The organism is Lentzea aerocolonigenes, from assembly GCF_000955955.1.
GTDB classification, from domain to species: Bacteria; Actinomycetota; Actinomycetes; order Mycobacteriales; family Pseudonocardiaceae; genus Lentzea; species Lentzea aerocolonigenes_A.
Window position 1 is genome coordinate 1 of sequence record NZ_JYJG01000027.1, and the last position, 22,726, is coordinate 22,726.

Consider the following 22,726-nt stretch of genomic DNA (forward strand, 5'->3'; position numbering starts at 1 on the left):
GAGGTGGATGAAGGTTCCCTTCATCGTTTTCAGCGGGTCGCGTACGGCGAGTCGTCCACCTTGGCGGCCTCGGTCGGCAGGTTCTTGACCACACCGGTCGCCGTCGTGTTCACCGCTCCGGTCGCGATGTTCTCGAACATCTCCGTGAACGGCCCGGACGCCTTGGGCATCACGCCCTTCAGCACTTCCTTGACCTTGTCGAGGGTCTTGAAGATCGTGTCGATGCACTTGGACAGGCCGCGGATCGTCTTGATGACCTTGTCGAGCCAGTCCGAGACCTTCTTGGCCCACTTCATGATCAGCCGGATGCCGTCCGCGATGATGCCCGGTGTCGCGAGGCCGACCGTCAGCAACGCCGCGGCCGCCCACCGGATCAACGCCTGCACCAGCTCGGACATCGCCATCGAGATCAGGTCACGCACGATCGTCCGCACCGTCGCCACTGCCACACCGGCACCGACGAGAGCAGCACCAACGCCTTCTGCCGCAATGCCGGCGGCCTTCACGCCCTGGGCCTCCAGCTTCGCCACCGGCGTGTAGGCGGCGATCGCGGCACCTTGCCACTGCGCGGTGTCGGAGTCGACGATCCGCGACATCTCCTCGCTGGCCTTCTTGAGGTAGTCGGCGACGTTGCCCCAGGTGGCGGCGTTCTGGTTGATCACGCCAGGGTTGCCCGCGAGCGAGTTGAGCATCGACGTCAAAGGTTCGACGTGCTCGATGAACCACGAGAACGCCGACGACAGCAGCGTGCCGAACGGGTCCGTGACAAAGCCGAGCGCGTCTATGCCCGCGCCGAGGACGTTGATGCCCGCTTCTGCCCAGTCACCCCGCTTGACTGCGGAAACCGCGTCCGACGCGGGTTCGATGAGGTTGACACCTGCCCAGAAACCAGCAGGGTCAGGCGCCTTCGCGACCAATGGGTTCGGTGCGGTCATGAGGTCAGCTCCCCCAGCTTCTCGACGATCTTCTTCAGCTTGCCCTCGACGGCCTTGTCGGCTGCGTCGTACATGTCTGCCATGCCGTTGACACCGTCCACAGTGGCGTCAACGACGCCGTGCGACGCTCCGATCGCCGCCACCCCAGCGGCTTCGACCGTGCCCATGATCGGCTCCAGCAACGGGCTGCAGAGGATGCCCTACGCGTTGGCACCGTTGATCTGCGCCTGCCCGATGGCCTGCTGAGCGGTCTCGATCTGCTTCACGATGCCGTCCAGCCGCTTGGCGTGCTCCCGCATCGCCTGCGTGTGGACGTTGAACCCTCCGCCAGTCATGATCACCAGCCCTTGTCGTCACGGGCGAAGTTGTGCCCGCCGAAGTCGTCGTCATCCGGACGGGGAGAACGTTCGCGCACCGGCTCGTCGGGCTCGGGCTCCGGGAAGCGCTCGTGATAGCCGCCCAGCAGCGCGCCCATGGTCGCGGAGTCGTCACCGATGATCGGCGCCATGACCTCCTGCATGCGCGACGCGATCTGCGCCTGAGCGGTCCGCATCGCCGTGAGGATCTCGGACGACAGCTGCGCGGGCTGCTTGCGCAACGCCGCGTCGGTCAGATCCAGTGCCGAGACGACACCGTTCTGGTCAACGGTGACGGTCACCGAGCCGTCGGACGAACGTTGCGTCACTTTGACGGCGTTCGCGACCTGCTTCATCTCGTCGGCCTGCTTGAGCTTGGCCTGGATCTGCTCGTTCCACTGACGCATCATCGCGTCGGGATCAGCTGCTGCCGGGTTCATCTACTCCCTCTCCTGTGCGTTCTTGCGACGGGAAGCGACCGTGCCGAGCACGGCCAGCGCCCCGATTCCCCCAAGTCCCATCCCGCCGAGCAACGAGCCGATGCCGAGCAGCACGCTCGGTTCGAAGTCCGCCCGGTACACCGGCGGGTTGCCCGACCCGTTGCGCACCTTCGACTCACCCCGTTGCACCACGGGCACTTCCTGGTCGGATGGCATGAGCTGACCTGGTTCGGCCGTGACGTGCGTCCGCTGCCCGCTCTCCCACGCGACGTCCGCCTGGCAGATCCACCAGTGACCGAAGCCGTGGATGCTCACCGGTCCGCTACTCGTGCAGCCGGCCACGCGTGCGACACCCCGGTCCACGACGGGCCTGGAGTTCGTGCCCGCGGCGGGGTCGAACTTCGTGAAGCCCGTCATCCCCAGCAAGCAACCGCATCCCAAGATCACCAGAGCGAACAGGCCCGCGAGCCACTTCATGCGTCTCGATCCCCTCGTCGGTCCGTGTTGGACTTCGCTCCGAGCCGCCCGGTTCCACCGAATTCACCAGCCGTCTGGGGGCCATCCGGGCACACACCCAGGGCGGTTCGGGCGTGCCCAGTCTGGTCGACCTGCGTGAACGAGGCGTCACACACGGCGAACCGGGCGAAAATCGGGCAGGATGTCACCCACTTGTGGTGGCGACCACAGTGTTTCGAGGGTGTTTCATCTATGCACGGCCCGAACGGGCAACTCAAGAGCCGAGTGGGCAGGTGACATGCGAGCCGAGGAACGCAAACGGCGCATCCTGGCCAGGGCCCGCGCCGACGGCCGCGTCGACGTGGTGGAGATGGCGCAGGAACTGCAGGTCGCGCCCGAAACCGTCCGGCGGGACCTGCGGGTGCTCGACGAGCACGGTCTGGTGCGCCGCACGCACGGTGGCGGCATCCCGGTCGAGAGCGCCGGCTTCGAGACGGGCCTCCGGTTCCGCGCCGGGTCGCACGTGCCGGAGAAGCGGCGCATCGCGAAGGCCGCGGCCGAACGGATCGACGACGCGGAGACCGTGTTCATCGACGAGGGCTACACGCCGCAGCTCGTCGCCGAGGCGTTGCCCACGTCCAACCCGCTCACGATCATCACGGCGTCGCTGCCGACCGCCGCGGCGATGTCCGAGCACCCGTCCTGCACGGTTTTGTTGCTGGGCGGCAGGGTTCGCGGTCACACACTGGCCACTGTGGACCATTGGACCACCAGGATGCTCGGCGAGATGGTGATCGACCTCGCCTACATCGGTGCGAACGGGATCTCCCGCGAGCACGGCCTGACGACGCCCGATCCGGCGGTCGGCGCGGTCAAGGCCAAAGCGCTCAGCGTGGCGCGGCGGAAGATCTTCGTCGGCACGCACACGAAGTTCGGCGTCTCCAGCTTTCACCGGTTCGCCGAGGTCGGCGACCTCGAAGCGATCGTCACCGACTCCGGCCTCTCCGCGCACGAGGCCCACCGCTACACCCTGCTCGGGCCCAAAGTGCTCAGGGCTTGAGCACTTTCCAGCCGCACCGAAATCGCCACCCCCGAGTTTTTCCCCGGGCTCTCCTCAGCGTGCCCGGAAACCGTTCCCCGGAAGGAAAGACGATGTTGTCGATCCGCACACCCCTTCGCACATTCGGGGCCGCCACCGCCGTGTTGCTCTTGGCTTCCGCTTGCGCGGGCGCCGGAGGTGGTGGGGGCAGCGGCTCCGACTCCGTGAACGTCCTGATGGTCAACAACCCGCAGATGCAGGACCTGCAGAAGCTGACCGCGGACAACTTCACCAAGGACACCGGCATCAAGGTCAACTTCACGGTGCTGCCCGAGAACGACGTCCGCGACAAGATCAGCCAGGACTTCTCCAGCCAGGCCGGCCAGTACGACGTCGCGACGATCTCCAACTACGAGACGCCGATGTACGCCAAGAACGGCTGGCTCGCGCCGATGGACGACTTCGTGGCGAAGGACAGCGCGTTCGACCAGGCCGACATCCTGCCGCCGATCAAGCAGTCGCTCACCGCGGCGGACGGCAAGGTGTACGCGCAGCCGTTCTACGGTGAGTCGTCGTTCCTCATGTACCGCAAGGACATCCTCGACGCCAAGGGTGTCACGCTGCCGGAGAGGCCGACGTGGCAGCAGGTCGCGGAAGCCGCGCAGAAGGTTGCCACGCCTGAGGTTCGCGGCATCTGCCTGCGCGGCCAGCCGGGCTGGGGCCAGGTCATGGCGCCGCTGACGACGGTCGTCAACACCTTCGGCGGCACGTGGTTCACCAAGGACTGGCAGGCGCAGGTCAACGCGCCGGAGTTCAAGGAGGCCACCAAGTTCTACGTCGACCTGGTGCGCAACTACGGCGAGGCGGGCGCTCCGCAGGCAGGGTTCGCCGAGTGCCTCAACAACATGACGCAGGGCAAGGTCGCGATGTGGTACGACGCCACCGTCGCCGCCGGTCTGCTGGAGGCCAACGACTCACCGGTCAAGGGCAAGCTGGGCTTCGCCCAGGCGCCGGTCGTGAAGACCGACAGCTCCGGCTGGCTCTACACCTGGGCGTTCGGCATCCAGAAGGCGTCGAAGAAGCAGGACGCGGCCTGGAAGTTCATCTCGTGGGCGTCCGGCAAGGGCTACGAGGAGCTCGTCGGCAAGAACCTCGGCTGGTCGAAGGTCCCGGACGGCAAGCGTTCCTCGACCTACCAGCGCGCGGAGTACAAGCAGTCGTCCGGCACGTTCTCCGCGCAGGCAGAAGCCGCGATCAAGGGTGCGAAGCCGCTCGACCCCGGTGTGCAGCCGCGCCCGGCGCCCGGCATCCAGTTCGTCGGCATCCCGGAGTTCACCGACCTGGGCACCCAGGTGTCGCAGCAGATCAGCTCGGCGATCGCGGGCGCGGTCACGGTGGACGAGGCGTTGAACAACGGCCAGGGGCTCGCGGAGAAGGTTGCCTCGAAGTACAAGGGCCAGTGATGGGAGCACCGCGATGGCTGTCCTCGATTCTCGTTTGACGGGGGAAGAGCGGCCGGTTGTCGACCGGCCGCCTCCCGCCCCCCGCAAGAAGTACGCGAAGTGGTCGACGCGGGCGCCGCTCCTGCCCGCGTTGATCTTCCTGATCATCGTGACGCAGCTGCCGTTCGTGGCGACGCTCGTGATCTCGTTCATGAAGTGGAACTCGCTGGATCCCACCAACCGCGGGTTCGCCGGCTTCGACAACTACGTCAACGTGTTCACCGATCCGGACCTCAGGTCTTCCGTCGTGAACACCATCGTGCTGACTGCGTCGGTCGTGCTCATCAGCCTGGTGCTGGGCCTCGGCCTGGCTCTGTTGCTGGACAAGAAGTTCCGTGGACGCGGGTTCGTGCGCACCATGCTCATCGCGCCGTTCCTCGTGGTGCCGGTGGCGGCGGCGTTGATCTGGAAGCACGTGCTCTACAACCCGGAGTACGGCCTGTTCAACGGAATCCTGAACTGGCTCGGTTTCTCGGCGCAGCCGGACTGGATCAGCTCGATGCCGATGAGCGCGGTGGTTCTGTCGCTGGTGTGGCAGTGGACGCCGTTCATGATGCTGATCCTGCTGGCCGGGTTGCAGTCGAAGCCGATCGAACCCGTCGAGGCCGCCACGATCGACGGCGCCTCGCCGTTCCAGATCTTCCGGTACCTGACGTTCCCGCACCTGCGGCAGTACCTGGAGCTCGGCGGGCTGCTCGGGTCGATCTACATCGTGCAGAACTTCGACGCGGTCTTCACGATCACGTCCGGTGGTCTGGGCACGGCGAACCTGCCGTACATGATCTACCAGACCTTCTACCAGGCCCACGAGTACGGCGAGGCCTCCGCGGCCGGCGTGATCGTGGTGGCGGGCTCGATCATCATCGCGACGTTCGCGTTGCGCACGGTGTCCTCGCTGTTCAAGGAGGAGAAGCGATGAAGCAGACTGCGGGTGGCCGCATCTGGGGTGTGCTCGCCTGGTTCGCGGGCATCGTGTTCTTCGCGCCGGTGGCCTGGATGTTCCTGACGTCGCTGCACAGCGAGACGGACGCGGCGACGAACCCGCCTTCGCTTGCCGCGCCGCTGACGCTGGACGGCTACACCGAGTTCTTCGACGGTGGCGCGTGGCCGCCGTTGCTCAACTCGTTCAGCGCCTCGATCGGGTCGACGATCATCGTGCTGCTGCTGGCGATCCCGGCCGCGTACGCGTTGTCGATCAAGCCGGTCGAGAAGTGGACGGACGTCCTGTTCTTCTTCCTGTCCACCAAGATGATGCCGGTCGTCGCGGCACTGCTGCCGATCTACCTGATCGCGCAGTTCGCCGGGATGCTCGACAACATCTCGTTCCTCACGCTGCTGTACTGCTCGATGAACCTGCCGATCGCGGTGTGGCTCATGCGGTCGTTCCTCTCCGAGGTGCCGCGCGAGATCCTCGAGGCTGCGTCGATCGACGGCGCCGGGCTGATCACGATCCTGCGCCGGGTGGTGGCACCGATCGCGATGCCCGGAATCGCCGCGACGGCGTTGATCTGCTTCATCTTCAGCTGGAACGAGCTGCTCTTCGCACGGGTCCTGACCGGTGTCGTCGCCGGGACCGCGCCCGTGTACCTGACCGGGTTCGTCACCTCGCAGGGCCTGTTCCTGGCGAAGGTGTGCGCGGCCGCGGTCGTGGTTTCTCTGCCGGTGCTCATCGCCGGGTTCGCCGCCCAGGACAAGCTGGTCCAGGGCCTTTCGTTGGGAGCAGTCAAGTGAAAGCAGCCGAGAAGTGAAAGCAGCAGTCATCACCGGCGTCGGGTCCGTCGAAGTGACCACTGTGGACGATCCTCGGTGCGGTCCACGTGAGGTCGTCGTCGACGTCGCGGCCTGCGGGTTGTGCGGGACGGACCTGCACATCCTGCAGGGCGAGTTCGCGCCGACGCTGCCGGTCGTGCCGGGGCACGAGTTCGCGGGCACGATCGTGGAGATCGGCTCCCAGGTCAACGAGCTCAAGGTCGGCGACCGCGTGGCCGTCGACCCGTCGCTCTACTGCTACGAGTGCCGGATGTGCCGTGCGGGCAAGAACAACCTGTGCGAGCGGTGGGCTGCCATCGGCGTGACGACCTCGGGCGGTGCCGCGGAGTTCGCGGTGGCTCCTGTGGCGAACTGCGTTCGGTTGCCTGACCACGTGCGGACCGAGGACGCGGCGTTGATCGAGCCGTTGTCGTGTGCGGTGCGCGGGTACGACGTGTTGCGGTCGCAGCTGGCTTCGCGGGTGCTGATCTACGGCTCCGGGACCATGGGCTTGATGATGCTGCAGCTCGGGAAGCTCACGGGTGCGTCGTCGATCGAGGTCGTGGACCTGAACGCCGAGCGGCTGGAGACGGCTCGGCAGCTGGGCGTCTCGGCGGTCGCGTCGTCGGCCGACGAGCTGGACCGGCCGGAGGGCTGGGACGTGGTCATCGACGCGACCGGCAACGAGAAGGCCATCCAGGACGGGCTCGGGCGGGTCGCGAAGGGCGGCACGTTCCTCCAGTTCGGCGTCTCCGACTACTCCGCGCGGGTCACCATCGAGCCTTACAAGATCTACAACCAGGAGATCACGATCACCGGCTCGATGGCGGTGCTGCACTCGTTCGAACGGGCGGCAGACCTCTTCGCGACCGGAGTACTCGACCCCTCGGTCTTCATCAGTGACAGGGTGCCGCTGGACGACTACGCGGGGGCGTTGGGCCAGTTCAAGGCTGGTAAGGGCCGCAAGATCCAGGTGCTGCCCTGATCTTGGCCTGAACGGCGTGCGAATGTTCGTGGGCACTCGTGTATCCAGCCGAGTGCCCACGACTCCTTCCAGACATGTCGAAGTCCGGGCAGAAAGTAGTACCGCCGTACTTTTCGCACATGTCCGACGAAGAGCTCCTCACGTGGTACGCGGAGCTTCAGGCGCGGGCGATGAACCCGCAGCCTGGGGACGTCGATTTCGATCACGCCCACAAGGCCGCCAAGCCGATGACCGTGGAGCAGCTGCGCCACCGGATCATGACCTTTCAGGGGTGGCCCAAGGCAGTCACGGCCGAGAGCTTCACGGCCGAGAGCTTCACGGCACAGGGCTTCACCACCATGGACGCCGGTTCGCCCTTCCACAACCTGTGGCACTGGCTCAGCGACTGACCCGGCGCGAGGTCGTCCTCGCTCGGGTCATCGGCGCGCTGGTGGCCGCGTGTGTGCTCTTCGCCGTCGTGCACACAGCGGTCACCGGCGCGGTTTCGCATCCCCGGAACTGGCTGGTCGCGTTCGCGTGCACCCTGCTCGGGGTGCGCGTGATCGGCCACGTCCGCAGGTCGGCCGTCGGGTGGTTGTTGCTGGTCATGGGCGTGTTCGGCGGTGTTGCCGTCGCGGTCGCCGGCCAGGCTCCCGATCATCCCGCCCGCTGGGTCGAGGCGTGGGTCTGGTGGCCCACCTACGCGTTGCTGCCCGCCGTGGCGCTGGTTTTCCCCAACGGCAAACCGTTGAGCGGGCGCTGGTGGATCGCCATCGGTGCGTCACTGTTCAGCGCTCTCGTTGGCACGCTTGGGATTGCGTGGGCGTCGTGGGGTGATCCTGTTTCGTTCTGGCAGACGCCGGGTGGTGGTCTCGCCAAGACGATCACGCTGGTCGCCGTGCTCGCGGCGGGTGTCTCGGTGATCGCGGCAGTGGTGTCGCTGGCTCTGCGCTGGCGACGGGCCGAGGGTGATGAACGCCGTCTGCTCGTGTGGGCCGTTGCGTTGCTGGTGCTGGCCGTCGTGGCGACCGTCGTCGAGACCACCGACGGGCACGTCGCGTGGATCATCGGTGTGCTGGCGTTTCCCGCTGCCGCAGTGATCGCCATCGTCCGCTACGGCTTGTACGACATCAGCCTGCTCATCCACCGGTCGTTGCTCTACGGCTCGTTGACCGTCGTGCTGCTGCTGGTCTACCTCGGCGTGATGGTCGGCGCTGGTGAGCTGTTCACGAACGACGCCGAGGTCATCGGAGTCGTCGCGGCCGGCCTCGTGTTCGCACCCATCCGGAGCTGGCTGCAGCGCAAGCTCGACCGGTGGCTGTTCGGTCAGCGCGCGGATCCTTACAGCGCTCTGTCGACATTGAGCGAGAAGCTCGAACGCTCCCAGGACGTCCTGCCGACGGTGGCTCAGACCGTCGCCGAGTCGTTGAAGCTGCCCTACGTGGCGATTCGCGGTGGCTCGGTGCTGGCCGAACACGGACGCAGCCGGGGGTGGCCTTTGCTGCGGTTCCCCATGACGTATCGGGGTTCTCTGGTCGGCGAGCTCGTCGTCGAGCCTCGCGCACCCGACGAGCGGTTGAGCGATCGTGAACTGTCGCTGCTCGTCGACCTCGCCCGTTCCACCGCCCCTGCTGCCCAGTCGATCAAGCTGACTGCTGATCTGCAGCTCGCGCGCGAACGTCTCGTGCGCGCCCGCGAGGAAGAACGCCTGCGGCTCAGGCGCGACCTGCACGACGGCGTCGGACCGGCGTTGGTCGGCATTCGCTTGCAGCTCAAGGCTTTGAGGCGATCGTTGGGTGAGGTCCTGGACCCGGTGCTGGGTGACGTCGACACGACCGCCGGCGAAGTGCGGCGGCTCGTCGACGGCCTGCGCCCGCCGATCCTGGACCAGGGGCTGGCTTTGGCCGTGCGAGACGAAGCGGCGCGGTTCAACGGCGAGCTGACCGTTCGCGTCGAGGCCGAGGAGATCGACGGCCTTTCCGCGGCCGTCGAAGTCGCGGCCTACCGGATCGTCGCGGAGGCGTTGACCAACACCGCGCGCCATTCCGGTGCCTCGACCTGCGTGATCAGCGTGCGCACCGACGGCGACCTGGTCGTGGAGATCGTGGACGACGGGCGCGGCGTCGCCGCTGATGCCCGGCCCGGCGTCGGGCTCGATTCCATGCGTGAGCGATGCGCCGAACTGGGTGGATCGTGCACAGTGGGACCTGCGGAACCACACGGGACACGCGTGGTGGCGCGGATCCCGCTGGAGGCCCAGTAATGGACGCTGTGACGCGCGTGGTGATCGCCGACGACCACCCGGTGTTCCGGCGCGGCCTGAAGGCGTTGCTGGACGGCGAGGACGGCCTGTCCGTCGTGGGCGAGGCCGCGGACGGGCTCGAGGCCGTGAAGGTCGTCCTCGACCTGCAGCCGGACGTCGTCGTGATGGACCTGCACATGCCTCTTCTCGGCGGCGTCGAGGCGGCCAAGCAGATCCTGGAGGCGTTGCCGTCGTTGGGCGTGCTGGTTCTGACGATGCACGAGGACGACGAACTGGTGTTCGCCGCGATGAAGGCCGGCGCCCGCGGCTACCTCGTCAAGACCACGGACGACGACGAGATCGTGCGCGCGGTACAAGCCATCGGCGCCGGCGAGGCGATCTTCAGCGCCACCATCGCGCAACGGATGATGGGCTACTTCACCGCGATCTCGTCGTCCAAGGCCGTGGTGTTCCCGCAGCTGACCGACCGCGAACGGGACGTGCTGGAGCTGATGGCGTCGGGCCTCGACAACACCTCGATCGCGCGCCAGCTCTTCCTTTCCGGCAAAACCGTCCGCAACCGGGTGTCCTCCATCTTCACCAAGCTGCAGGTGGCCGACCGCGCCCAGGCCATCGTCCGCGCCCGCGAGGCAGGCCTCGGAAGTCCCTCCTAGTTCGGGACACCGGTCACCTGACAGCGGGACAGGTCCCTCGTTTGGATCGGCGTCATCCGCCGAGCTTCAGGGGGCTCTACCGATGGACATAACCTGGGACGTCGCACACGCGCGGCTCAGCCACGAACGCATGCTGCACATCGCTCGTGCGCTCATCTCGATGCGACCGGACAGCGTCACGCTGGGAGGCGGGGAACCCCTCGGCGTGCCAGGCCTGTTCGAGATCGTCGAGATGTTCCGCGCCGCCGGAATCGGCGTCGTCCTGCGCACGTCCGGCAAGTCGCTGCACCCGTCGATGGTGCGGACCTTGCTCGTCTCGTGCTCACGCATCGAGGTGTGCGCGATGGCGTTCACCCACGCACTGCACGCGTTGCACCTGTTCGACATCGGCGCCGCCAAGCTGGACCGGCACGCCGTGTTCGGGCTGGACGCCACGGGCATCCGGCGCGGCTTCGACCGGCTGGAGGACTTCTGCGCCACCACCGCCTTCGAGCTGCGGCACCTGGGCTTCATCGCGTTCAGCGACACGATCGGCCCCGACCACGCCCAGTACCTGCAGTCGCTCGCACCTCAGACGGTCCGGGTGACCGTGGAGACCGCCAACACCTCGGTCGTCAGAGCCAGGTGACCAGGGCACGCCAGGAAGTCGTGGAGAACGCGAGAACCCCACCACTCGCGTTCTTCGTGCTTCTCGGTCGTACTTGCTTCCAGTCAGGGCTTGCTTCTAGGCAACACCGATGCCGGGGTCATTGAAATCCTCGCGCAACCCGTGGGCGTACTCCATCAGCATCTTCCGCGACCGCTCCTCATCCAGAGCGAGAACGTTCAACCGCTGGAAGTGCTTCTTCGCCCGCGTAACGGCCTTGTCATCCTGCGCGAACACCTGGGCCATGTCGGTCTCCGTGTAAACCACGGGAGACGCTTTGCCGAACTCGAACAGTTGGCATGGCGAGCGGAGCGTGCTGACAGACTCAGGCACGATCCGAAAGACGTGCGTACGGTGGAGAAGCCGCTTGTACTGCTCCATCATCACCTGCGCGTCACCGAACCGCCTCCGCAGGGCGAGCTCATGCACGTAGAACACACATTCCGGGCGGTGGGGCCGCCGCAGGACCGCCTGTCGCGCCATGCGTGCCTGGACACACATCTCGATGTCCTCCGGCGGTTCGAGCTTGGCGTCGGTGAACAGCGCCCGCGCGTAGTGCTCTGTCTGCACGAGCCCATGGACGTTCACGACCTCGTAGGAATAGATCTTCGTGGCCATGGACTCGGCCAACACAAGCGTGCGCAGGTTGTCCGACCGCGTCACGGTGCAGGGATCGAACGCGTTGCGGTAGCGGTCATGAAACCCCTCGACGTAGCTGAGATCCTTGCCGCACGTCGCCATGAACTGCGCGAGATCGACCTCCGTGGCGCGCGCCTTACCTCGCTCGATGTTCGACACCTTGCTGGGATCCCAGCCGAGGTGGACGGCCATCGCGCGGCCGTTGAACGAAGTGCAGGACTCCCTCAGCTGACGCAACTCGTCCCCGAGAAGCCTGCTGTAGGCAGTAGAAATGATCGCGGTCATTCCCCCGAACGTAAGCCTTGGAGATGCTCCAAGCACCCACTCACTCGGGTGAAAACGGTGCCGAGCGCGGCGTCGAGCTCGGGTGAGGACTGCTCGATCACGAAGTCCGCGTCCAGCATCAGCAGGTTGAGTGCGAGCGCGCTCGGCGACTCGGCGGTGGCGTGCACGCGGCAGCGGTGGTCGTCCACCATTTCGACGGGCACGGTCGACGGCAGTGTGGCGGTGATCAGCGCGGCCGGAGCGTCGACCACGACGACGGCGCGATGGCGGGCGAAGACGGAGTCGATGCCCTGCACCACATCCGCCGCGGACGGGGCCTCGCGCGGGGAGAACTTCGCGCCCTCCGGACGTTTCACGGCCATCCGGTCGAGCCGGAACTGCCGCCAGTCGTCGCGGTCCGGGTCGAAGGCGATGAGATACCACCGCCGCCCGACCTGGACGACGCGGTGCGGCTCGACTTCGCGGCGGCTTGCCGTGCTGGCCCGTGTCACGTAGTCGAAGCGGACGCGGCGGTGATCGCGGCACGCCCCGGTGAGGAAGATCAGCACTTCCGGGTCGACGCCGCCGGCGGCTCCGGTCGCCTCCGTGTAGTCGCGCATCGCCGAGACCCGTCCGCGCAGCCGGCGCGGAAGCACCTGTTCGAGCTTCACCAGGGCGGTGCCCGCGGCTTCGCCCAGGTCGGTGTTGCCGCTTCCGGTCGCGGTCCGCAACGCGATCGCGATGGCCACCGCCTCGTCGTCGTCCAGTTGCAGCGGAGGCAGTGCGGCGCCGGGACGAAGCCGGTAGCCGCCGGCCACTCCGGGTACCGCTTCGACGGGATAGCCGAGGTCGCGCAGCTTCTGCACGTCGTAGCGCACGGTCCGGGGGCTGACCGCGAGCCGGTCGACCAGCTCCGCGCCGGTCCACGACGAGCGGGTCTGCAGCAGGGTCAGCAGCGCCAGCAGGCGGGAGGACGGGTTCGTCATGTCTTCATGATGGACTCGGATTGCGGCAAGGATCTTGCCGCAATGTGGACCAACCTGGTGCTCATGAACACGAACAGCACCAGGACCGTCCTCGTCACCGGCGCCACCGGCACCATCGGCCGCCACCTCGTCGACCAGCTGCTCGCCGGCGGCCACCGGGTTCGGGCGCTGACCCGTTCCCCCGAGAAAGCGAACCTGCCGGAGCAGGTGGAGCTGGTCGCGGGTGACCTCACCGCGGCCCCCGCGGAAGGCCTGTTCGAGGGTGTCGACAGCGTGTTCGTCTTCCCCGTCGAGGAGGTGGCCGGGTTCGTCAAGGCCGCCGCGTCCGCGGGAGTCCCGCACCTGGTGCTGCTCTCGTCGCTCGCCGCCGCGCTCGAGCACGAGCGTGATCGCGGTTCGGCCAGTCAGGTGCACCACAGCGCGATCGAGGACACCGTTCGCGACAGCGGTGCGACGTGGACGATCCTGCGACCAGGCACGTTCGCCGGGAACCTGCTGCCCTGGGCTCAGCCGATCCGCTACACCGGCGGGGTGAGCGGGCCGTATCCGACTTCCGCCCAGGCGCCGATCCACGAGGCCGACATCGCCGCGGTCGCCGCGGTGGCCCTGACCGAGCCAGGACACGCCGGCAGGCACTACCCGATGACCGGTCCGCAGGCGCTGACCAGGGTCGAGCAGCTCCACGCGATCGGCACGGCCATCGGCCGTGAGCTGCGGTTCACCGAGACCACGCCGGACGAGTTCCGCACCGAGATGCGCTCGTACGGCGTCGGCGACGACATCGTCTCGATGCTCCTCAACTACTGGTCGGACACCGTCGACACCCCTGACGTGGTGCGCCCGACCGTGCGGGAGGTGACCGGAAGGCCGGCCCGCACGCTCGCGGAATGGGCGGTCGACCACGCGGCGGCCTTCACCGGCTGAGCGTGGCAGCAGCTCCGATGGCCGCCGCGATGATCGCTGTCGTGGCGGCCCATCCGAGCTGTGCGACCGCTACCGCACCGAACGCCGTACCAAGGCTGCCGCCGATGAAGTAGACGACCATGTAAGCGCTGTTGAACCGTGCGGGTGCCGTGGGATCGATGGCGAGGACGGTGCTCTGGTTCGAGACCTGTGCGGCGAACAAACCGGCGTCGAAGAGCACCAGGCACACGAGGGTCGCGGCGGTGCTCGTGAGCGACCAGCCGATGAGGACCGCCGCTGTGCCCGCCACGGCCAGGCCCAGCAGGATGACCCGCCGAGCACCTGCGCGGTCGGTCCAGGCACCGGCGATCTGGGTCGCGAAGATGCCCGAGACACCGGCCAGTGCGTACAGCCCGATCCGTTCGGCGGAGTACGAGTACGGCGGCTGCGAGAGGACCACCGCGAGTCCTGACCACAAGGTGCAGAACGCGAAGAACCACAGGGCCCCGCGGATTGCCGCGAGCCGGAGCACGGCGTACCGGACGAACAGGCCGGGAAGGGAACGCAGCGTCTCGCCGTACCGCAGGTCGGTGGCGCTGCGCGTGGGTGGCACCAGCAGCAGACATCCCGCCGCGACGACCGCACAGGCCGCGGCGAACACCAGAAGCGTTGCGCGCCAGCCGATCTCGTCGGTCAGCCAGCCGCCGGCGATCCGGCCGGCCAGAATCCCTGCCGAGATACCGGCGGTCACGATGCCCAGGACCGTCGCGCGCCTCGGCACGGGTGCGAGCCGTCCCGCCACCGAGCTGAGACCCGCACCCACGGCCGAGCACGCCCCGGTCACGGCAGTCAGGGCGCCCAGCATCACCACGCCACCGGCGGCCGCGCTCGCCGCCAGCGCCACGGCCAGAACTGCGAACTGCCCGGCGAGAACCCGCGACGGAGCGAACCGGTCGACCAGGGGGACGAGGACGGCGAGCCCTGCCATGTATCCGGCCGGTCCGCCCGCGAGCGCGATCCCGACAGCGGTGACCTGTGAGCTCAACGACTCCGCGACGTCCGCCATCGCGGGTTGCAACGCGTACAGAGTGGACGTTCCCAGCGCGGCCGCGAGTGCCATGAAGAACACCGCGGAACCACGCAGCCGACTGACTTGATCAGTGTTCACGCCGACCAGTGTCGTGAAACGCCGGTCTCTGGTGCTGGCGGGATTCGGACCTCACCGGCCATCGAGAACGCTCAGAAAACCCTGCCGCGGCTGGAGAAAACGTCGTCGATCGAGCTTTGCGACCCGAGGGCGAGCCGCAGCAGCACGCGTGCCTTGCGCGGGCACAACCACCCGGCCATGACCGCACCGCGCTTGATCAGATCGGACTCGGATCCGGTGAAGCCGTAGGTGTTCCGGAACGTGGTGCCCGCGCCGGTCCGCGTCGCCACCACGACCGGGAAGCGTGCGCGCGAGATCGCTTCGGCCATGCTCTCCGAGACGTGTCCGACGCCGGTTGCCGCGACCACGACTCCGCCCACGTCGAGCCAGTCGAGGAGCGAGCCGTCGTCGTCCAGCGTCGCTTCGAGAAGCGGAACCGTTGGCACATCCCGGGGTCGTGGCAACGCGGGCAACTGGTGCGCGGGGTGGAAGTACTGCGGTGCGCCTTCGATCACGAGTCCGAGCGGGCCGGGGAACGACTCGAAGGCGTTCAGGAGGCTGCTGTGCGCCTTGCGAACCCACCGCGCGGCGTGGATCTCGTCGTTGATCACCAGCAGTGCGCCGCGTCCGCGGGAGTTGCCGGCGCCCGCGGTCGCGACTGCCGCGGCGAGGTTGGCGGGACCGTCCGGGCCGGGCAGTCCTGGGTGTCGCATCGCGCCGGTGACGACGACCGGTTCCTCGTGCGGCCACAGGCAGTCGAAGAAGTAGGCGGTCTCTTCGAGGGTGTCGGTGCCCTGGATGATCACGACACCGACGGCACCCCGCGAGACCTGCTTGTCGGCCCAGTCGAAGGCTTCGAGCAGCGCGGTGAACGTGAGCGAGGCGCCGGGGATCGTCGCCAGGGTGGCGATCTCCCCCACTTCCAGGCCCTGGACCAGGTCCTTCGCGCCCAAGGTCGGTGACACCGCACCGGAGCCCGTCATCGTGATCGTGCCGCCGAGCGATGCCACCGCCACCTGTGAGCTCATGGGCTCACTCTAGGGTCACCGGGTCCAGCAGGTGATGTTGCGGAAACGGGCCTCGGCGGGGGCGCTGCCGTGGTGGTAGACGCCGTTCTTGAAGTGCCGGGTGGCCTTGCCGCGGTCGTTCACCGCTCGGGGTGCCGGGGTCGCCGCCGCGGACACGCAGGATCTGCATGATTGTCGGGCCGTTGACGTAGCGCGCGCTCTCAGGCAGGTAGTAGGGCTTCTGGATCTTGTAGGTGAACGGCTTCCGCGTCTACGCAGGCGTGCGCGGGTGTCGCGAGCAGCGCAGTGTTCACGGACGACGCCACCTGGCATCGGCTCGTCCCCAGCGATCCGGAGATCGCCGGGGACGAACCTCCGGTCACTGGCGCCAGTAGGTGATGTTGCGGAAGCGGGCCTCCGCGCGGCCGCTGCCGTGGTGGTAGACGCCGTTCTTGAAGTAGCGCGTCGCCGGGCCCTCGTCGGCGTGGGTCAGCTTGAGGGCGCCGTTGTAGTAGACCTTGACGGTGCCGCGTCCGCCCGCGACCGCGGTGTGCTCGACCCGGATCTTGAACCACTTGTTGTAGATGCCGGTGGCGATGACCTGGTCGCTGTCCTTGCGCAACGAGCCGCCGTTGATGTTGGCGACGTTGAGCATGACGTCGGTGGCGCGGGTGCCGTCCGGGCGGCTGCCGCGCAGGATCTGCACGACGGTCGGGCCGCTCACGCCGGACGGGATGTAGATCTCGCCCTCCCACGCGCGCGAACCGCTGGAGTACTCCTGGTTGAAGCGCATCTCGGTGCGCGGATCCGTTGGGCTGCCTTGGGTGTGGGGCTGGTCGTAGTCGTAGACCCACATGGTGTGCACGCCGCCCTCGAACTTGTAGCGCGCGCTCAGGGCGAGGTTGTACGGCTTCTGCATGGTGTACGTGTACGGCGCCGAAACCCATTGGGCGGACGGCGGCTGAGCGAGGGCCTGAGCCGCCGGCGCCACGATCAACGGGGTGGCCAAAGCCAGTGCCAGTACGGAACGACGGGTGTGGAGTGCAGGGGTTTCCACGTTGAATCCCTCCGACCTTCGATAAGTGGTCTGTACCACTTTGGGGGCACGAAGGCGGAGGGATCAATAGCTGGTTCAAGTTCCGGAACTAGATTCAGGTAGCTGAACTTGAACCGTGGCAGCACAGCCGTTCGACGATCGGTGCCTCTCGTGGCGGTTCGGCGCGGGCACGGTGCCCATTTGGACCTTGGTCGGGCGGCTCAAGGACATCAGATTCGGGCCCGCTGACTTCGTCGCCGCCGTGAGCATCCGTGATCGGGCACGGCGCGCGTGGGCACTCGTCAACGCGCCCTTACCGGCAGTTGCCCCGAGCAACTGCCGGTAGATGCGGCCCGGAACGCGACTTGGTTTGAGAGTCCCGAACAGGTTCGAGACCTTCAGGACCGAGGAGTTGACATTCCTGAACGGATCTCGTCGAAGGTGGGGAACTTCGTGGCGATGTCGCTGCCGGTGAAGTTGCCGATCCAGCCGTCGTCGTCGTGGAAGAACCGGATCGACACGTAGTCGGGCGTGGTGCCCATGTCGAACCAGTGCGTGGTGTTCGCCGGGACGCTCAGCAGGTCGCCGGCCTCGCAGAACACCGCGTAGACCTGGTCACCGATGTGCAGGTAGAAAACGCCTGCGCCACGGGCGAAGTAGCGGTCCTCGTCGTCGTCGTGCGTGTGCTCGGCGAGGAACTTGTTGCGGAACTCGACGGCCTTCGCGCGGTACTCGTCGGTGTCGGCAGGGGTCATCTCCATCGCGTCGACGTAGGTGTAGCCCTCCGTCTCGCTGACTCGGGCGACCTCGGACTCGTAGATCTGCACGGCGTTCTCGGCGGTGACACCGTCCACAACGGACCACCGGTGGAAACGGACGCCGTGCTCCTTGAGCACGGTGGCGATCTCCTCGGCGTCGGTGGTGCGCAGCACGGTCTCCTCGGGGCCGGAGTCCGGCCACACCGTCAGCAGCGTCATGAGTGCCTCCCCGTAAAGATGTCTCGCGTCTCCACCTTGAAGCGCAGCAACCACTCCAGGCATTCCAGCCGGTGCCGGGCCTGCACCAGGTCGTCGCCCCACACGTACACGCCGTGCCGTGCGACGAGCAGCGCCGGAACTCCCGGATCGAAGCCCTTCTCGAACGCGTCGCCGAGTTCGACCATGTCCTGCGAGTTCTGCACGACCGGGACCACGACCTGTTCGTGCGCCTGGCGTCCGAAACCCTTGAGCATCTCCAGGTCTTGCAGCACAACGCCGTCCGGCCAGTGCTCGGCCGCGACGACCGTTGCCAACGCGTGGACGTGAACCACGGCACCCGCGCCCGCCACTCGCGCGATCCGGGCGTGCAGACCGGCTTCGGCGGACGGGATCTTGTCCGAGTCGACCGCGAGGCCGTCGGAGTCGATCACCACGCTGTCCGCAGCCGTGATCTCGCCCTTGTCGACGCCGCTGACCGTGACCGCGAGGCGGAGCGGATCACGTTGCAGGACAACGGAAAGGTTGCCTGAGGTGCCTCGCATCCAGCCCATCTGCGCGTAGCGGACGCACTCGCGGGCGAGCTCTGCCGTCACGAGAGTTCCCAGACCGTCGGATGAGGCGTGAAGTCGGCGTTGCCGTACGGCTCGCCGGCGCGCGCGACGCCGACCGTCTTCCAGCCCGCCTCCTGCGCGGCGTGCAGCTCGGCCGGGACGTCGCTGTAGAAGGTGATGTCGTCGCTCTGGAGCGTCTCCGCGATCTTGTGGTACGACGCGGCTTCGCGCTTCGGGCCCGCGTTGACGGTGTCGAAGTGGTGCTCCAGCAACGGGGTCAGGTCGCCGTCCGTGGTGTGCTGGAAGAACGCGATCTGGCCGGCGACCGAGCCGCTGGAGAAGATCGCGAGCTTCACGCCGTCGTCGTGCCACTTGCGGATCGCGGGAACGACGTCAGGGAAGAACTCCGCCACCAGGTCGCCCTGTGCGTAGCCCTGCTGCCAGATCAGGCCCTGCAACGTCTTGAGGGGCGTGACCTTCTGGTCCGCGTCCATCCAGTCGTGCAGTGCTTTGACGACGTCGTCGTGGCCCGACAGCTCCTTGATCTGCTTGACGGCGTCGGCGACCACCGGGTCGTCACCGTGCTGCTCGATCCACGGCCCGAGCCGCGGGCGGGCGTAGTCGTACAGGACGACCAGCACCTGGTCCGTCGCGCTCAGCGTGCCCTCGATGTCGAGCACGACCCACTTGCTCACCGCTGTTCTCCCTCGTAGTACTTGTCCAGCTCCCCGGCCCCGTACACCCCTTTGTCCGTCACCACGTCCGTGACGAACCGCGGCGGCGTCACGTCGAACGCCGGGTACAGCCCTTTCACCCGTGGCGTGGCACTCGGTCTGCCCAGCACCTGCAGCACTTCCGCGCCGTCGCGGTGCTCGATCGGCACGTCCCGCGCTGTCGGGGCCTGCCGGTCCGGTGCCTGCACCAGGGCGTGGAACGGTACGCCGAACGCGTGCGCGGCCACGGCCAGCCCCAGTGTGCCGACCTTGTTGACGACGTGCCCGTCCATGGTGACCCGATCGGCCGCCGTGACCAACGCGTCCACTTCGCCGGACTGCAACACTGCCGCGCCCATGCCGTCCGTGATGAGCGTGGTGTCGACGCCCATCTCGATCAACGTCTCGGCGGTGAGCCTGGCTCCCTGCAGGTAGGGCCGGGTTTCCGTGCAGAAGAAGCGCAGTTCCTTGTGCTGGGCCTGAGCCGCCCGGACCGTCTCGGTCAGGTAGAGATCCGCCCAGCAGTGCGTGAGAACCGTGGCTCGCTGGGGCAGCAGGTTCGCCGTGTGCTCACCCAATGCCTGGCTCTTGGCCCGGTACCTGCGGTCGCCTTCTTCAGCGCCGGCGAGGGCGTGCGTGATGTCCTGGGCCGCGTCGACGTGCTCCAGGACGATCTTGGTGGCCTTGCGCAGGGCGTTGTTGGTGCGCCTGGTGTTCTCGAGGTGTTCGGCGGTTCGGGCGAGCTCCGCGCGTGCTTCCGCGAAGGGTTTTCCTTCGAGGGTGCGCGCTTTGAGCACCATGCCGTAGAGCACCGCGAAGTACGGGCCTGAGGACTGGGTGACCATGTCCTCGATGGCCCGCGCGACGTCCTCGGCCGTCCGGCAGAGCACCCAGTTGCGTTCGAACGGGAACTCGCGGCGGTCGAGGATCAGCACGCCGTCGTCGGTGAGCTTGACCGAGTCGGCGAGGACGGGCTGCATCAGCTGTACCCGGTGTAGGCGGGGCGCGCGCCGGTGAGGAAGTGCTCGCCGACCTCGCGGGCCTTGTAGACCACCGGGTCGTGCAGCGTGAGCGTGCGTGCGTTGCGCCAGAAGCGGTCCACGCCGTACTTGGCGGCCGTTCCGCGCGCGCCGACCTGCTCGAAGATCCGGCTGGTGACCTCGTTGACGAGCTTGGTGCTGACGACCTTGGCCTCGGAGATGGTCACGGCGACCTCGCCGCGCTTGGCCGGCGTCAGGTGCCGTCCGAGCTCGGTGGCTTCGTGGAGCTGCCTGGCGGCCTCGTCCGCGAGCAGTCCCGCGGCCTTGGTCTGGGAGACCATCTCGCCGTACGCGGCGACGATGTACGGGTCTTCGGTCGCCGCCTCGACACCGCTGACGAACCACGGGCGCGTCTTGGTGCGGGTGTAGTCGGCGGCTTCCTGCAGGGCGCCTTCCGCGATGGCCACGTAGAGCTGGGCGAGCACGAGCTGGAAGCCGATGGCGGCGAGGCTGATGCGCGGGTCCTCGCCCGCGGGCTGGACGCCGAGGATTTCCGTGACTTCGACGTTCTCGAAGTTGACGCCGCCGGACGCCGTGAGCCGCTGACCGATGTTGTCCCAGTCGTCCAGGTAGGTGATTCCCGTCGCTTTTCCGTCGAGCAGGAAGGTGAGCTTCTCGCCGTTGTCGGTGCGGGTGGCGCTGACCACGAGCCGGTCGGCCACCGCCGCTCCGGTGGCGAACGTCTTGCGTCCGTTGAGGACGAATCCCGTCTGGCTGGGCGTGAGTTCGAGCGCCGCGTCGAGCGGGTTGCTGACGCCGGCCCAGAACTGGTCGGGCTGGACGCTGAACTGGGTGTCGAACAGGCCGCTTCGCCATATCTGCAGGTAGTGGTACCCGAGGAGGTGCCCGATGCTGGCGTCGGCGGCCCCGATGATCCGCCCGATCTTCTGCTGCTGCGCCCAGTCCTGGACGTTCAGCAGGCCGCTCTGCCGGAGCAGTTCCACCTCTTTGGTGGGTGGCTGGTTGGCCCGGTCCCTGTCCGCCGCGTCGGACCTGAGCGTCGCCGCCACCTCGTGCGCGACGTCCAGCCAGTTCGTCATCCCTGCTCCTCTCGGGGTACCCGTTTCAACTTACTTCGTCACACCACCGGGCTAACCACGATGTGAGAGAGACCGACCACTGGCAGACTGTTCGCGCACCCGCTCAGCGGGAGCACCAACATCTAGGGAGCAATTCGTATGGCGCAGGGCACCGTGAAGTGGTTCAACGGCGAGAAGGGCTTCGGATTCATCGCGCAGGACGGCGGCGGTCCGGACGTGTTCGTGCACTACTCGCAGATCGAAGGCAACGGCTTCAAGTCGCTGGAAGAGCAGCAGCGCGTGGAGTTCGAGATCGGCCAGGGTCAGAAGGGTCCGCAGGCACAGGCGGTCCGCGCCATCTGATTCAGCTCTTCGAAGCCCGCTCGGCTCATCGCCGGGCGGGCTTCTTTTGTGCCCAGACGGATTTTCGCGCGGCTCGGGTGATCAGCAGGGTCAGCGCGACCACGAGCGCACCGCGAGCCACGCCCTCCGCTTGCCTTTCAGGGCAAGGATGCCGATCGCGTTGCCGACGACGTAGACGCGGCCGACGATGCGGAACGCGGTCAGCAAGCCCGGTCGAGGTGCCGCGTTCGCCAGCTCGAAGCCCCTGAAACGGCCCCTGAGCTGGACTTCCAAAATTGTCAGACCTGTCTGTCATCGTGAGGTCACACACAGTTCCATTGGAGACCGATGATGATCGAGAGGCCGCCATGCACCTCTTCGCCGCTGCACTCCGCCCTGAACGCCCAGGTCTGGCAACTGTCGCGCCGAACCCTGCGCCACCCGCGGGAGGTGAACCTCGAGGTGAACCGCCGGATCGGGGTGCGGACCCGCCGCACGGCCACCGACGAGCAATTCCGGGCAGCCCTGCGCTGCGTGCAGGAACGACTGACCGAAGCCCTGTCCGCAGCGGGCGGGAGGCGCCATGACGGCGAAGCAGTCGTTGCGAAGCTCCCTCAACAAAGCGGCGTACGTGCTCGCCAAGGAGACCAGGCGCCATCCAGGCTCGGTCAACCGCGAGCTGAACGACCTGATGGGCGTTGAGCGCCGTGCCGAGGCCACTGCGGACCAGCTGCGCGAGGCCCTCGAGTACGCGGGCGATCGCCTGCGAGCCCTCAACAAACGCCAACGTGCCCCGAAACAGAAGGACTCCACCCACGAGGAGTTCGACTTCACCTCGGGCGGCGATCCGCCCTTCTGAACCGAAGAAGGCGTCGCGGTCCGTCGACCACGACGCCTGTCTTCTCGCCGCGGGAACGACGACTGGAGCAAGTGGCAACCGAGGGAGTCGAACCCTGCGCGGCTTGTGAAGGCGGCGCTCAGAACCGGCCCGAACCCTTCGGTTGGGCGACGGCTGCCGTGGAGTTGTACTACTACCCAGGAGGCTCCGACGTCGCGTGGGATACCCACAGTGTTAAACGTCCAAACGCCTGAGGACGTT

At 67.3% G+C, this 22,726-nt stretch carries 29 protein-coding genes and 1 pseudogene; 12 read left to right on the forward strand and 18 right to left on the reverse strand.

The features are described from left to right. Positions 1-29 precede the first annotated feature (29 nt). The 5 genes from UK23_RS05500 to UK23_RS48280 are packed head-to-tail and all read right to left on the reverse strand — an operon-like array spanning position 30 to position 2,208. A complete protein-coding gene (locus UK23_RS05500) occupies positions 30-935 on the reverse strand; it encodes a hypothetical protein (protein ID WP_045310269.1) in 906 nt (301 codons plus the stop codon). Next, positions 932-1,102 (reverse strand): hypothetical protein, encoded by a 171-nt coding sequence (locus UK23_RS51270; RefSeq protein WP_156212813.1) that lies wholly within the window; start codon positions 1,100-1,102, stop codon positions 932-934. The genes UK23_RS05500 and UK23_RS51270 overlap by 4 nt, the downstream gene beginning before the upstream one ends. Positions 1,103-1,135: 33 nt before the next feature. After that, on the reverse strand, positions 1,136-1,270 hold the full coding sequence (locus UK23_RS54510) for a hypothetical protein (RefSeq protein ID WP_156212814.1): 135 nt from the start codon (positions 1,268-1,270) through the stop codon (positions 1,136-1,138). Positions 1,271-1,272: 2 nt separating this feature from the next. Continuing rightward, on the reverse strand, positions 1,273-1,731 hold the full coding sequence (locus tag UK23_RS05510; RefSeq protein WP_045310270.1) for a YbaB/EbfC family nucleoid-associated protein: 459 nt from the start codon (positions 1,729-1,731) through the stop codon (positions 1,273-1,275). Beyond that, complete coding sequence (locus UK23_RS48280; protein ID WP_052684375.1) at positions 1,732-2,208, reverse strand: DUF6346 domain-containing protein; 477 nt, start codon at positions 2,206-2,208, stop codon at positions 1,732-1,734. It abuts the gene before it with no gap. Positions 2,209-2,485: 277 nt separating this feature from the next. Here UK23_RS48280 and UK23_RS05520 point away from each other — a divergent pair, with 277 nt between their 5' ends. The 9 genes from UK23_RS05520 to UK23_RS05560 all read left to right on the forward strand — a co-directional run bounded on the left by UK23_RS05520 (position 2,486) and on the right by UK23_RS05560 (position 10,985). Further along, positions 2,486-3,247, forward strand: a complete 762-nt coding sequence (locus tag UK23_RS05520) for a DeoR/GlpR family DNA-binding transcription regulator (RefSeq protein WP_045310271.1) — start codon at positions 2,486-2,488, stop codon at positions 3,245-3,247. Positions 3,248-3,339: 92 nt separating this feature from the next. Next, complete coding sequence (locus tag UK23_RS05525; RefSeq protein ID WP_045310272.1) at positions 3,340-4,689, forward strand: ABC transporter substrate-binding protein; 1,350 nt, start codon at positions 3,340-3,342, stop codon at positions 4,687-4,689. Between the two features lie 13 nt (positions 4,690-4,702). Then, complete coding sequence (locus tag UK23_RS05530) at positions 4,703-5,647, forward strand: carbohydrate ABC transporter permease (protein WP_045310273.1); 945 nt, start codon at positions 4,703-4,705, stop codon at positions 5,645-5,647. Continuing rightward, positions 5,644-6,459: a carbohydrate ABC transporter permease gene (locus tag UK23_RS05535; protein WP_045310274.1), complete on the forward strand. Its 816-nt coding sequence runs from the start codon at positions 5,644-5,646 to the stop codon at positions 6,457-6,459. Before UK23_RS05530 ends, UK23_RS05535 begins: the two co-directional genes overlap by 4 nt. 13 nt (positions 6,460-6,472) lie before the next feature. Continuing rightward, positions 6,473-7,462: a zinc-dependent alcohol dehydrogenase family protein gene (locus UK23_RS05540; RefSeq protein ID WP_045310275.1), complete on the forward strand. Its 990-nt coding sequence runs from the start codon at positions 6,473-6,475 to the stop codon at positions 7,460-7,462. 119 nt (positions 7,463-7,581) lie between these two features. Then, entirely contained in the window at positions 7,582-7,851 is a 270-nt protein-coding gene (locus tag UK23_RS52510; protein WP_196777619.1) for a hypothetical protein, read from the forward strand. Next, the gene (locus UK23_RS53590) at positions 7,830-9,704 is read left to right on the forward strand and encodes an ATP-binding protein (RefSeq protein ID WP_052684376.1); all 1,875 of its coding nucleotides are present in this window, start codon (positions 7,830-7,832) and stop codon (positions 9,702-9,704) included. The genes UK23_RS52510 and UK23_RS53590 overlap by 22 nt, the downstream gene beginning before the upstream one ends. Then, positions 9,704-10,357, forward strand: coding sequence for a response regulator transcription factor (locus UK23_RS05555; RefSeq protein WP_045310277.1), 654 nt, complete (start codon positions 9,704-9,706; stop codon positions 10,355-10,357). Before UK23_RS53590 ends, UK23_RS05555 begins: the two co-directional genes overlap by 1 nt. Before the next feature lie 82 nt (positions 10,358-10,439). Next, entirely contained in the window at positions 10,440-10,985 is a 546-nt protein-coding gene (locus UK23_RS05560; protein ID WP_045310278.1) for a radical SAM protein, read from the forward strand. On the opposite strand, the pseudogene UK23_RS54925 reads toward UK23_RS05560, so the two are convergent. The 3 genes and pseudogenes from UK23_RS54925 to UK23_RS05570 form a co-directional block, all read right to left on the reverse strand. Next, positions 10,972-11,040 (reverse strand): annotated as a pseudogene (locus tag UK23_RS54925) (hypothetical protein); the annotation flags it as partial. The gene UK23_RS05560 and the pseudogene UK23_RS54925 overlap by 14 nt on opposite strands. A gap of 41 nt (positions 11,041-11,081) precedes the next feature. After that, the gene (locus tag UK23_RS05565; protein WP_045310279.1) at positions 11,082-11,927 is read right to left on the reverse strand and encodes a helix-turn-helix domain-containing protein; all 846 of its coding nucleotides are present in this window, start codon (positions 11,925-11,927) and stop codon (positions 11,082-11,084) included. Then, positions 11,924-12,892 carry a helix-turn-helix transcriptional regulator gene (locus UK23_RS05570; protein WP_045310280.1) on the reverse strand — a complete coding sequence of 323 codons (969 nt, stop codon included), beginning with the start codon at positions 12,890-12,892 and terminating at the stop codon, positions 11,924-11,926. The genes UK23_RS05565 and UK23_RS05570 overlap by 4 nt, the downstream gene beginning before the upstream one ends. Positions 12,893-12,955: 63 nt before the next feature. Here UK23_RS05570 and UK23_RS05575 point away from each other — a divergent pair, with 63 nt between their 5' ends. After that, a complete protein-coding gene (locus UK23_RS05575) occupies positions 12,956-13,816 on the forward strand; it encodes an SDR family oxidoreductase (RefSeq protein ID WP_045310310.1) in 861 nt (286 codons plus the stop codon). Here the strand turns inward: UK23_RS05575 and UK23_RS05580 are convergent. The 9 genes from UK23_RS05580 to UK23_RS05615 all read right to left on the reverse strand — a co-directional run bounded on the left by UK23_RS05580 (position 13,806) and on the right by UK23_RS05615 (position 21,306). Beyond that, entirely contained in the window at positions 13,806-14,963 is a 1,158-nt protein-coding gene (locus UK23_RS05580) for an MFS transporter (protein WP_231114390.1), read from the reverse strand. The genes UK23_RS05575 and UK23_RS05580 overlap by 11 nt on opposite strands. 71 nt (positions 14,964-15,034) lie before the next feature. Then, a complete protein-coding gene (locus tag UK23_RS05585; protein WP_045310281.1) occupies positions 15,035-15,970 on the reverse strand; it encodes an asparaginase in 936 nt (311 codons plus the stop codon). 15 nt (positions 15,971-15,985) lie between these two features. Beyond that, a complete protein-coding gene (locus UK23_RS51280; RefSeq protein WP_196777620.1) occupies positions 15,986-16,126 on the reverse strand; it encodes a hypothetical protein in 141 nt (46 codons plus the stop codon). A 202-nt stretch (positions 16,127-16,328) separates the two neighbouring features. Next, positions 16,329-17,006: a polysaccharide lyase family 7 protein gene (locus UK23_RS05590; RefSeq protein ID WP_052684378.1), complete on the reverse strand. Its 678-nt coding sequence runs from the start codon at positions 17,004-17,006 to the stop codon at positions 16,329-16,331. 377 nt (positions 17,007-17,383) lie between these two features. Beyond that, on the reverse strand, positions 17,384-17,962 hold the full coding sequence (locus tag UK23_RS05595) for a 1,2-dihydroxy-3-keto-5-methylthiopentene dioxygenase (protein WP_045310283.1): 579 nt from the start codon (positions 17,960-17,962) through the stop codon (positions 17,384-17,386). Next, the gene (gene mtnB, locus UK23_RS05600) at positions 17,959-18,555 is read right to left on the reverse strand and encodes a methylthioribulose 1-phosphate dehydratase (RefSeq protein WP_269112245.1); all 597 of its coding nucleotides are present in this window, start codon (positions 18,553-18,555) and stop codon (positions 17,959-17,961) included. Before mtnB ends, UK23_RS05595 begins: the two co-directional genes overlap by 4 nt. After that, positions 18,552-19,208 (reverse strand): acireductone synthase, encoded by a 657-nt coding sequence (gene mtnC, locus UK23_RS05605; protein ID WP_045310284.1) that lies wholly within the window; start codon positions 19,206-19,208, stop codon positions 18,552-18,554. Before mtnC ends, mtnB begins: the two co-directional genes overlap by 4 nt. Further along, positions 19,205-20,206, reverse strand: coding sequence for a s-methyl-5-thioribose-1-phosphate isomerase (locus UK23_RS05610; protein WP_045310285.1), 1,002 nt, complete (start codon positions 20,204-20,206; stop codon positions 19,205-19,207). The genes mtnC and UK23_RS05610 overlap by 4 nt, the downstream gene beginning before the upstream one ends. Next, positions 20,206-21,306: an acyl-CoA dehydrogenase family protein gene (locus tag UK23_RS05615; protein ID WP_045310286.1), complete on the reverse strand. Its 1,101-nt coding sequence runs from the start codon at positions 21,304-21,306 to the stop codon at positions 20,206-20,208. Before UK23_RS05615 ends, UK23_RS05610 begins: the two co-directional genes overlap by 1 nt. 138 nt (positions 21,307-21,444) lie before the next feature. Here UK23_RS05615 and UK23_RS05620 point away from each other — a divergent pair, with 138 nt between their 5' ends. Beyond that, positions 21,445-21,648 (forward strand): cold-shock protein, encoded by a 204-nt coding sequence (locus UK23_RS05620; RefSeq protein ID WP_045310287.1) that lies wholly within the window; start codon positions 21,445-21,447, stop codon positions 21,646-21,648. 90 nt (positions 21,649-21,738) lie between these two features. Here UK23_RS05620 and UK23_RS52520 read toward each other — a convergent pair whose 3' ends face one another. Then, a complete protein-coding gene (locus UK23_RS52520) occupies positions 21,739-21,921 on the reverse strand; it encodes a hypothetical protein (RefSeq protein WP_045310288.1) in 183 nt (60 codons plus the stop codon). 289 nt (positions 21,922-22,210) lie between these two features. Between UK23_RS52520 and UK23_RS05635 the strand changes: the two genes are divergently transcribed. Next, positions 22,211-22,486 (forward strand): hypothetical protein, encoded by a 276-nt coding sequence (locus UK23_RS05635; protein ID WP_045310290.1) that lies wholly within the window; start codon positions 22,211-22,213, stop codon positions 22,484-22,486. The last annotated feature ends 240 nt before the right edge of the window (positions 22,487-22,726 follow it).

Bases quoted from the DNA above. Each gene is read 5' to 3' on its own strand.
- UK23_RS05500 (WP_045310269.1), bottom strand. From the start codon at position 935: ATGACCGCACCGAACCCATTGGTCGCGAAGGCGCCTGACCCTGCTGGT.
- UK23_RS51270 (WP_156212813.1), bottom strand. From the start codon at position 1,102: ATGGGCACGGTCGAAGCCGCTGGGGTGGCGGCGATCGGAGCGTCGCAC.
- UK23_RS54510 (WP_156212814.1), bottom strand. From the start codon at position 1,270: ATGACTGGCGGAGGGTTCAACGTCCACACGCAGGCGATGCGGGAGCAC.
- UK23_RS05510 (WP_045310270.1), bottom strand. From the start codon at position 1,731: ATGAACCCGGCAGCAGCTGATCCCGACGCGATGATGCGTCAGTGGAAC.
- UK23_RS48280 (WP_052684375.1), bottom strand. From the start codon at position 2,208: ATGAAGTGGCTCGCGGGCCTGTTCGCTCTGGTGATCTTGGGATGCGGT.
- UK23_RS05520 (WP_045310271.1), top strand. From the start codon at position 2,486: ATGCGAGCCGAGGAACGCAAACGGCGCATCCTGGCCAGGGCCCGCGCC.
- UK23_RS05525 (WP_045310272.1), top strand. From the start codon at position 3,340: ATGTTGTCGATCCGCACACCCCTTCGCACATTCGGGGCCGCCACCGCC.
- UK23_RS05530 (WP_045310273.1), top strand. From the start codon at position 4,703: ATGGCTGTCCTCGATTCTCGTTTGACGGGGGAAGAGCGGCCGGTTGTC.
- UK23_RS05535 (WP_045310274.1), top strand. From the start codon at position 5,644: ATGAAGCAGACTGCGGGTGGCCGCATCTGGGGTGTGCTCGCCTGGTTC.
- UK23_RS52510 (WP_196777619.1), top strand. From the start codon at position 7,582: ATGTCCGACGAAGAGCTCCTCACGTGGTACGCGGAGCTTCAGGCGCGG.
- UK23_RS05555 (WP_045310277.1), top strand. From the start codon at position 9,704: ATGGACGCTGTGACGCGCGTGGTGATCGCCGACGACCACCCGGTGTTC.
- UK23_RS05560 (WP_045310278.1), top strand. From the start codon at position 10,440: ATGGACATAACCTGGGACGTCGCACACGCGCGGCTCAGCCACGAACGC.
- UK23_RS05565 (WP_045310279.1), bottom strand. From the start codon at position 11,927: ATGACCGCGATCATTTCTACTGCCTACAGCAGGCTTCTCGGGGACGAG.
- UK23_RS05570 (WP_045310280.1), bottom strand. From the start codon at position 12,892: ATGACGAACCCGTCCTCCCGCCTGCTGGCGCTGCTGACCCTGCTGCAG.
- UK23_RS05575 (WP_045310310.1), top strand. From the start codon at position 12,956: ATGAACACGAACAGCACCAGGACCGTCCTCGTCACCGGCGCCACCGGC.
- UK23_RS05585 (WP_045310281.1), bottom strand. From the start codon at position 15,970: ATGAGCTCACAGGTGGCGGTGGCATCGCTCGGCGGCACGATCACGATG.
- UK23_RS05595 (WP_045310283.1), bottom strand. From the start codon at position 17,962: ATGACGCTGCTGACGGTGTGGCCGGACTCCGGCCCCGAGGAGACCGTG.
- UK23_RS05610 (WP_045310285.1), bottom strand. From the start codon at position 20,206: ATGCAGCCCGTCCTCGCCGACTCGGTCAAGCTCACCGACGACGGCGTG.
- UK23_RS05615 (WP_045310286.1), bottom strand. From the start codon at position 21,306: ATGACGAACTGGCTGGACGTCGCGCACGAGGTGGCGGCGACGCTCAGG.
- UK23_RS05620 (WP_045310287.1), top strand. From the start codon at position 21,445: ATGGCGCAGGGCACCGTGAAGTGGTTCAACGGCGAGAAGGGCTTCGGA.
- UK23_RS05635 (WP_045310290.1), top strand. From the start codon at position 22,211: ATGACGGCGAAGCAGTCGTTGCGAAGCTCCCTCAACAAAGCGGCGTAC.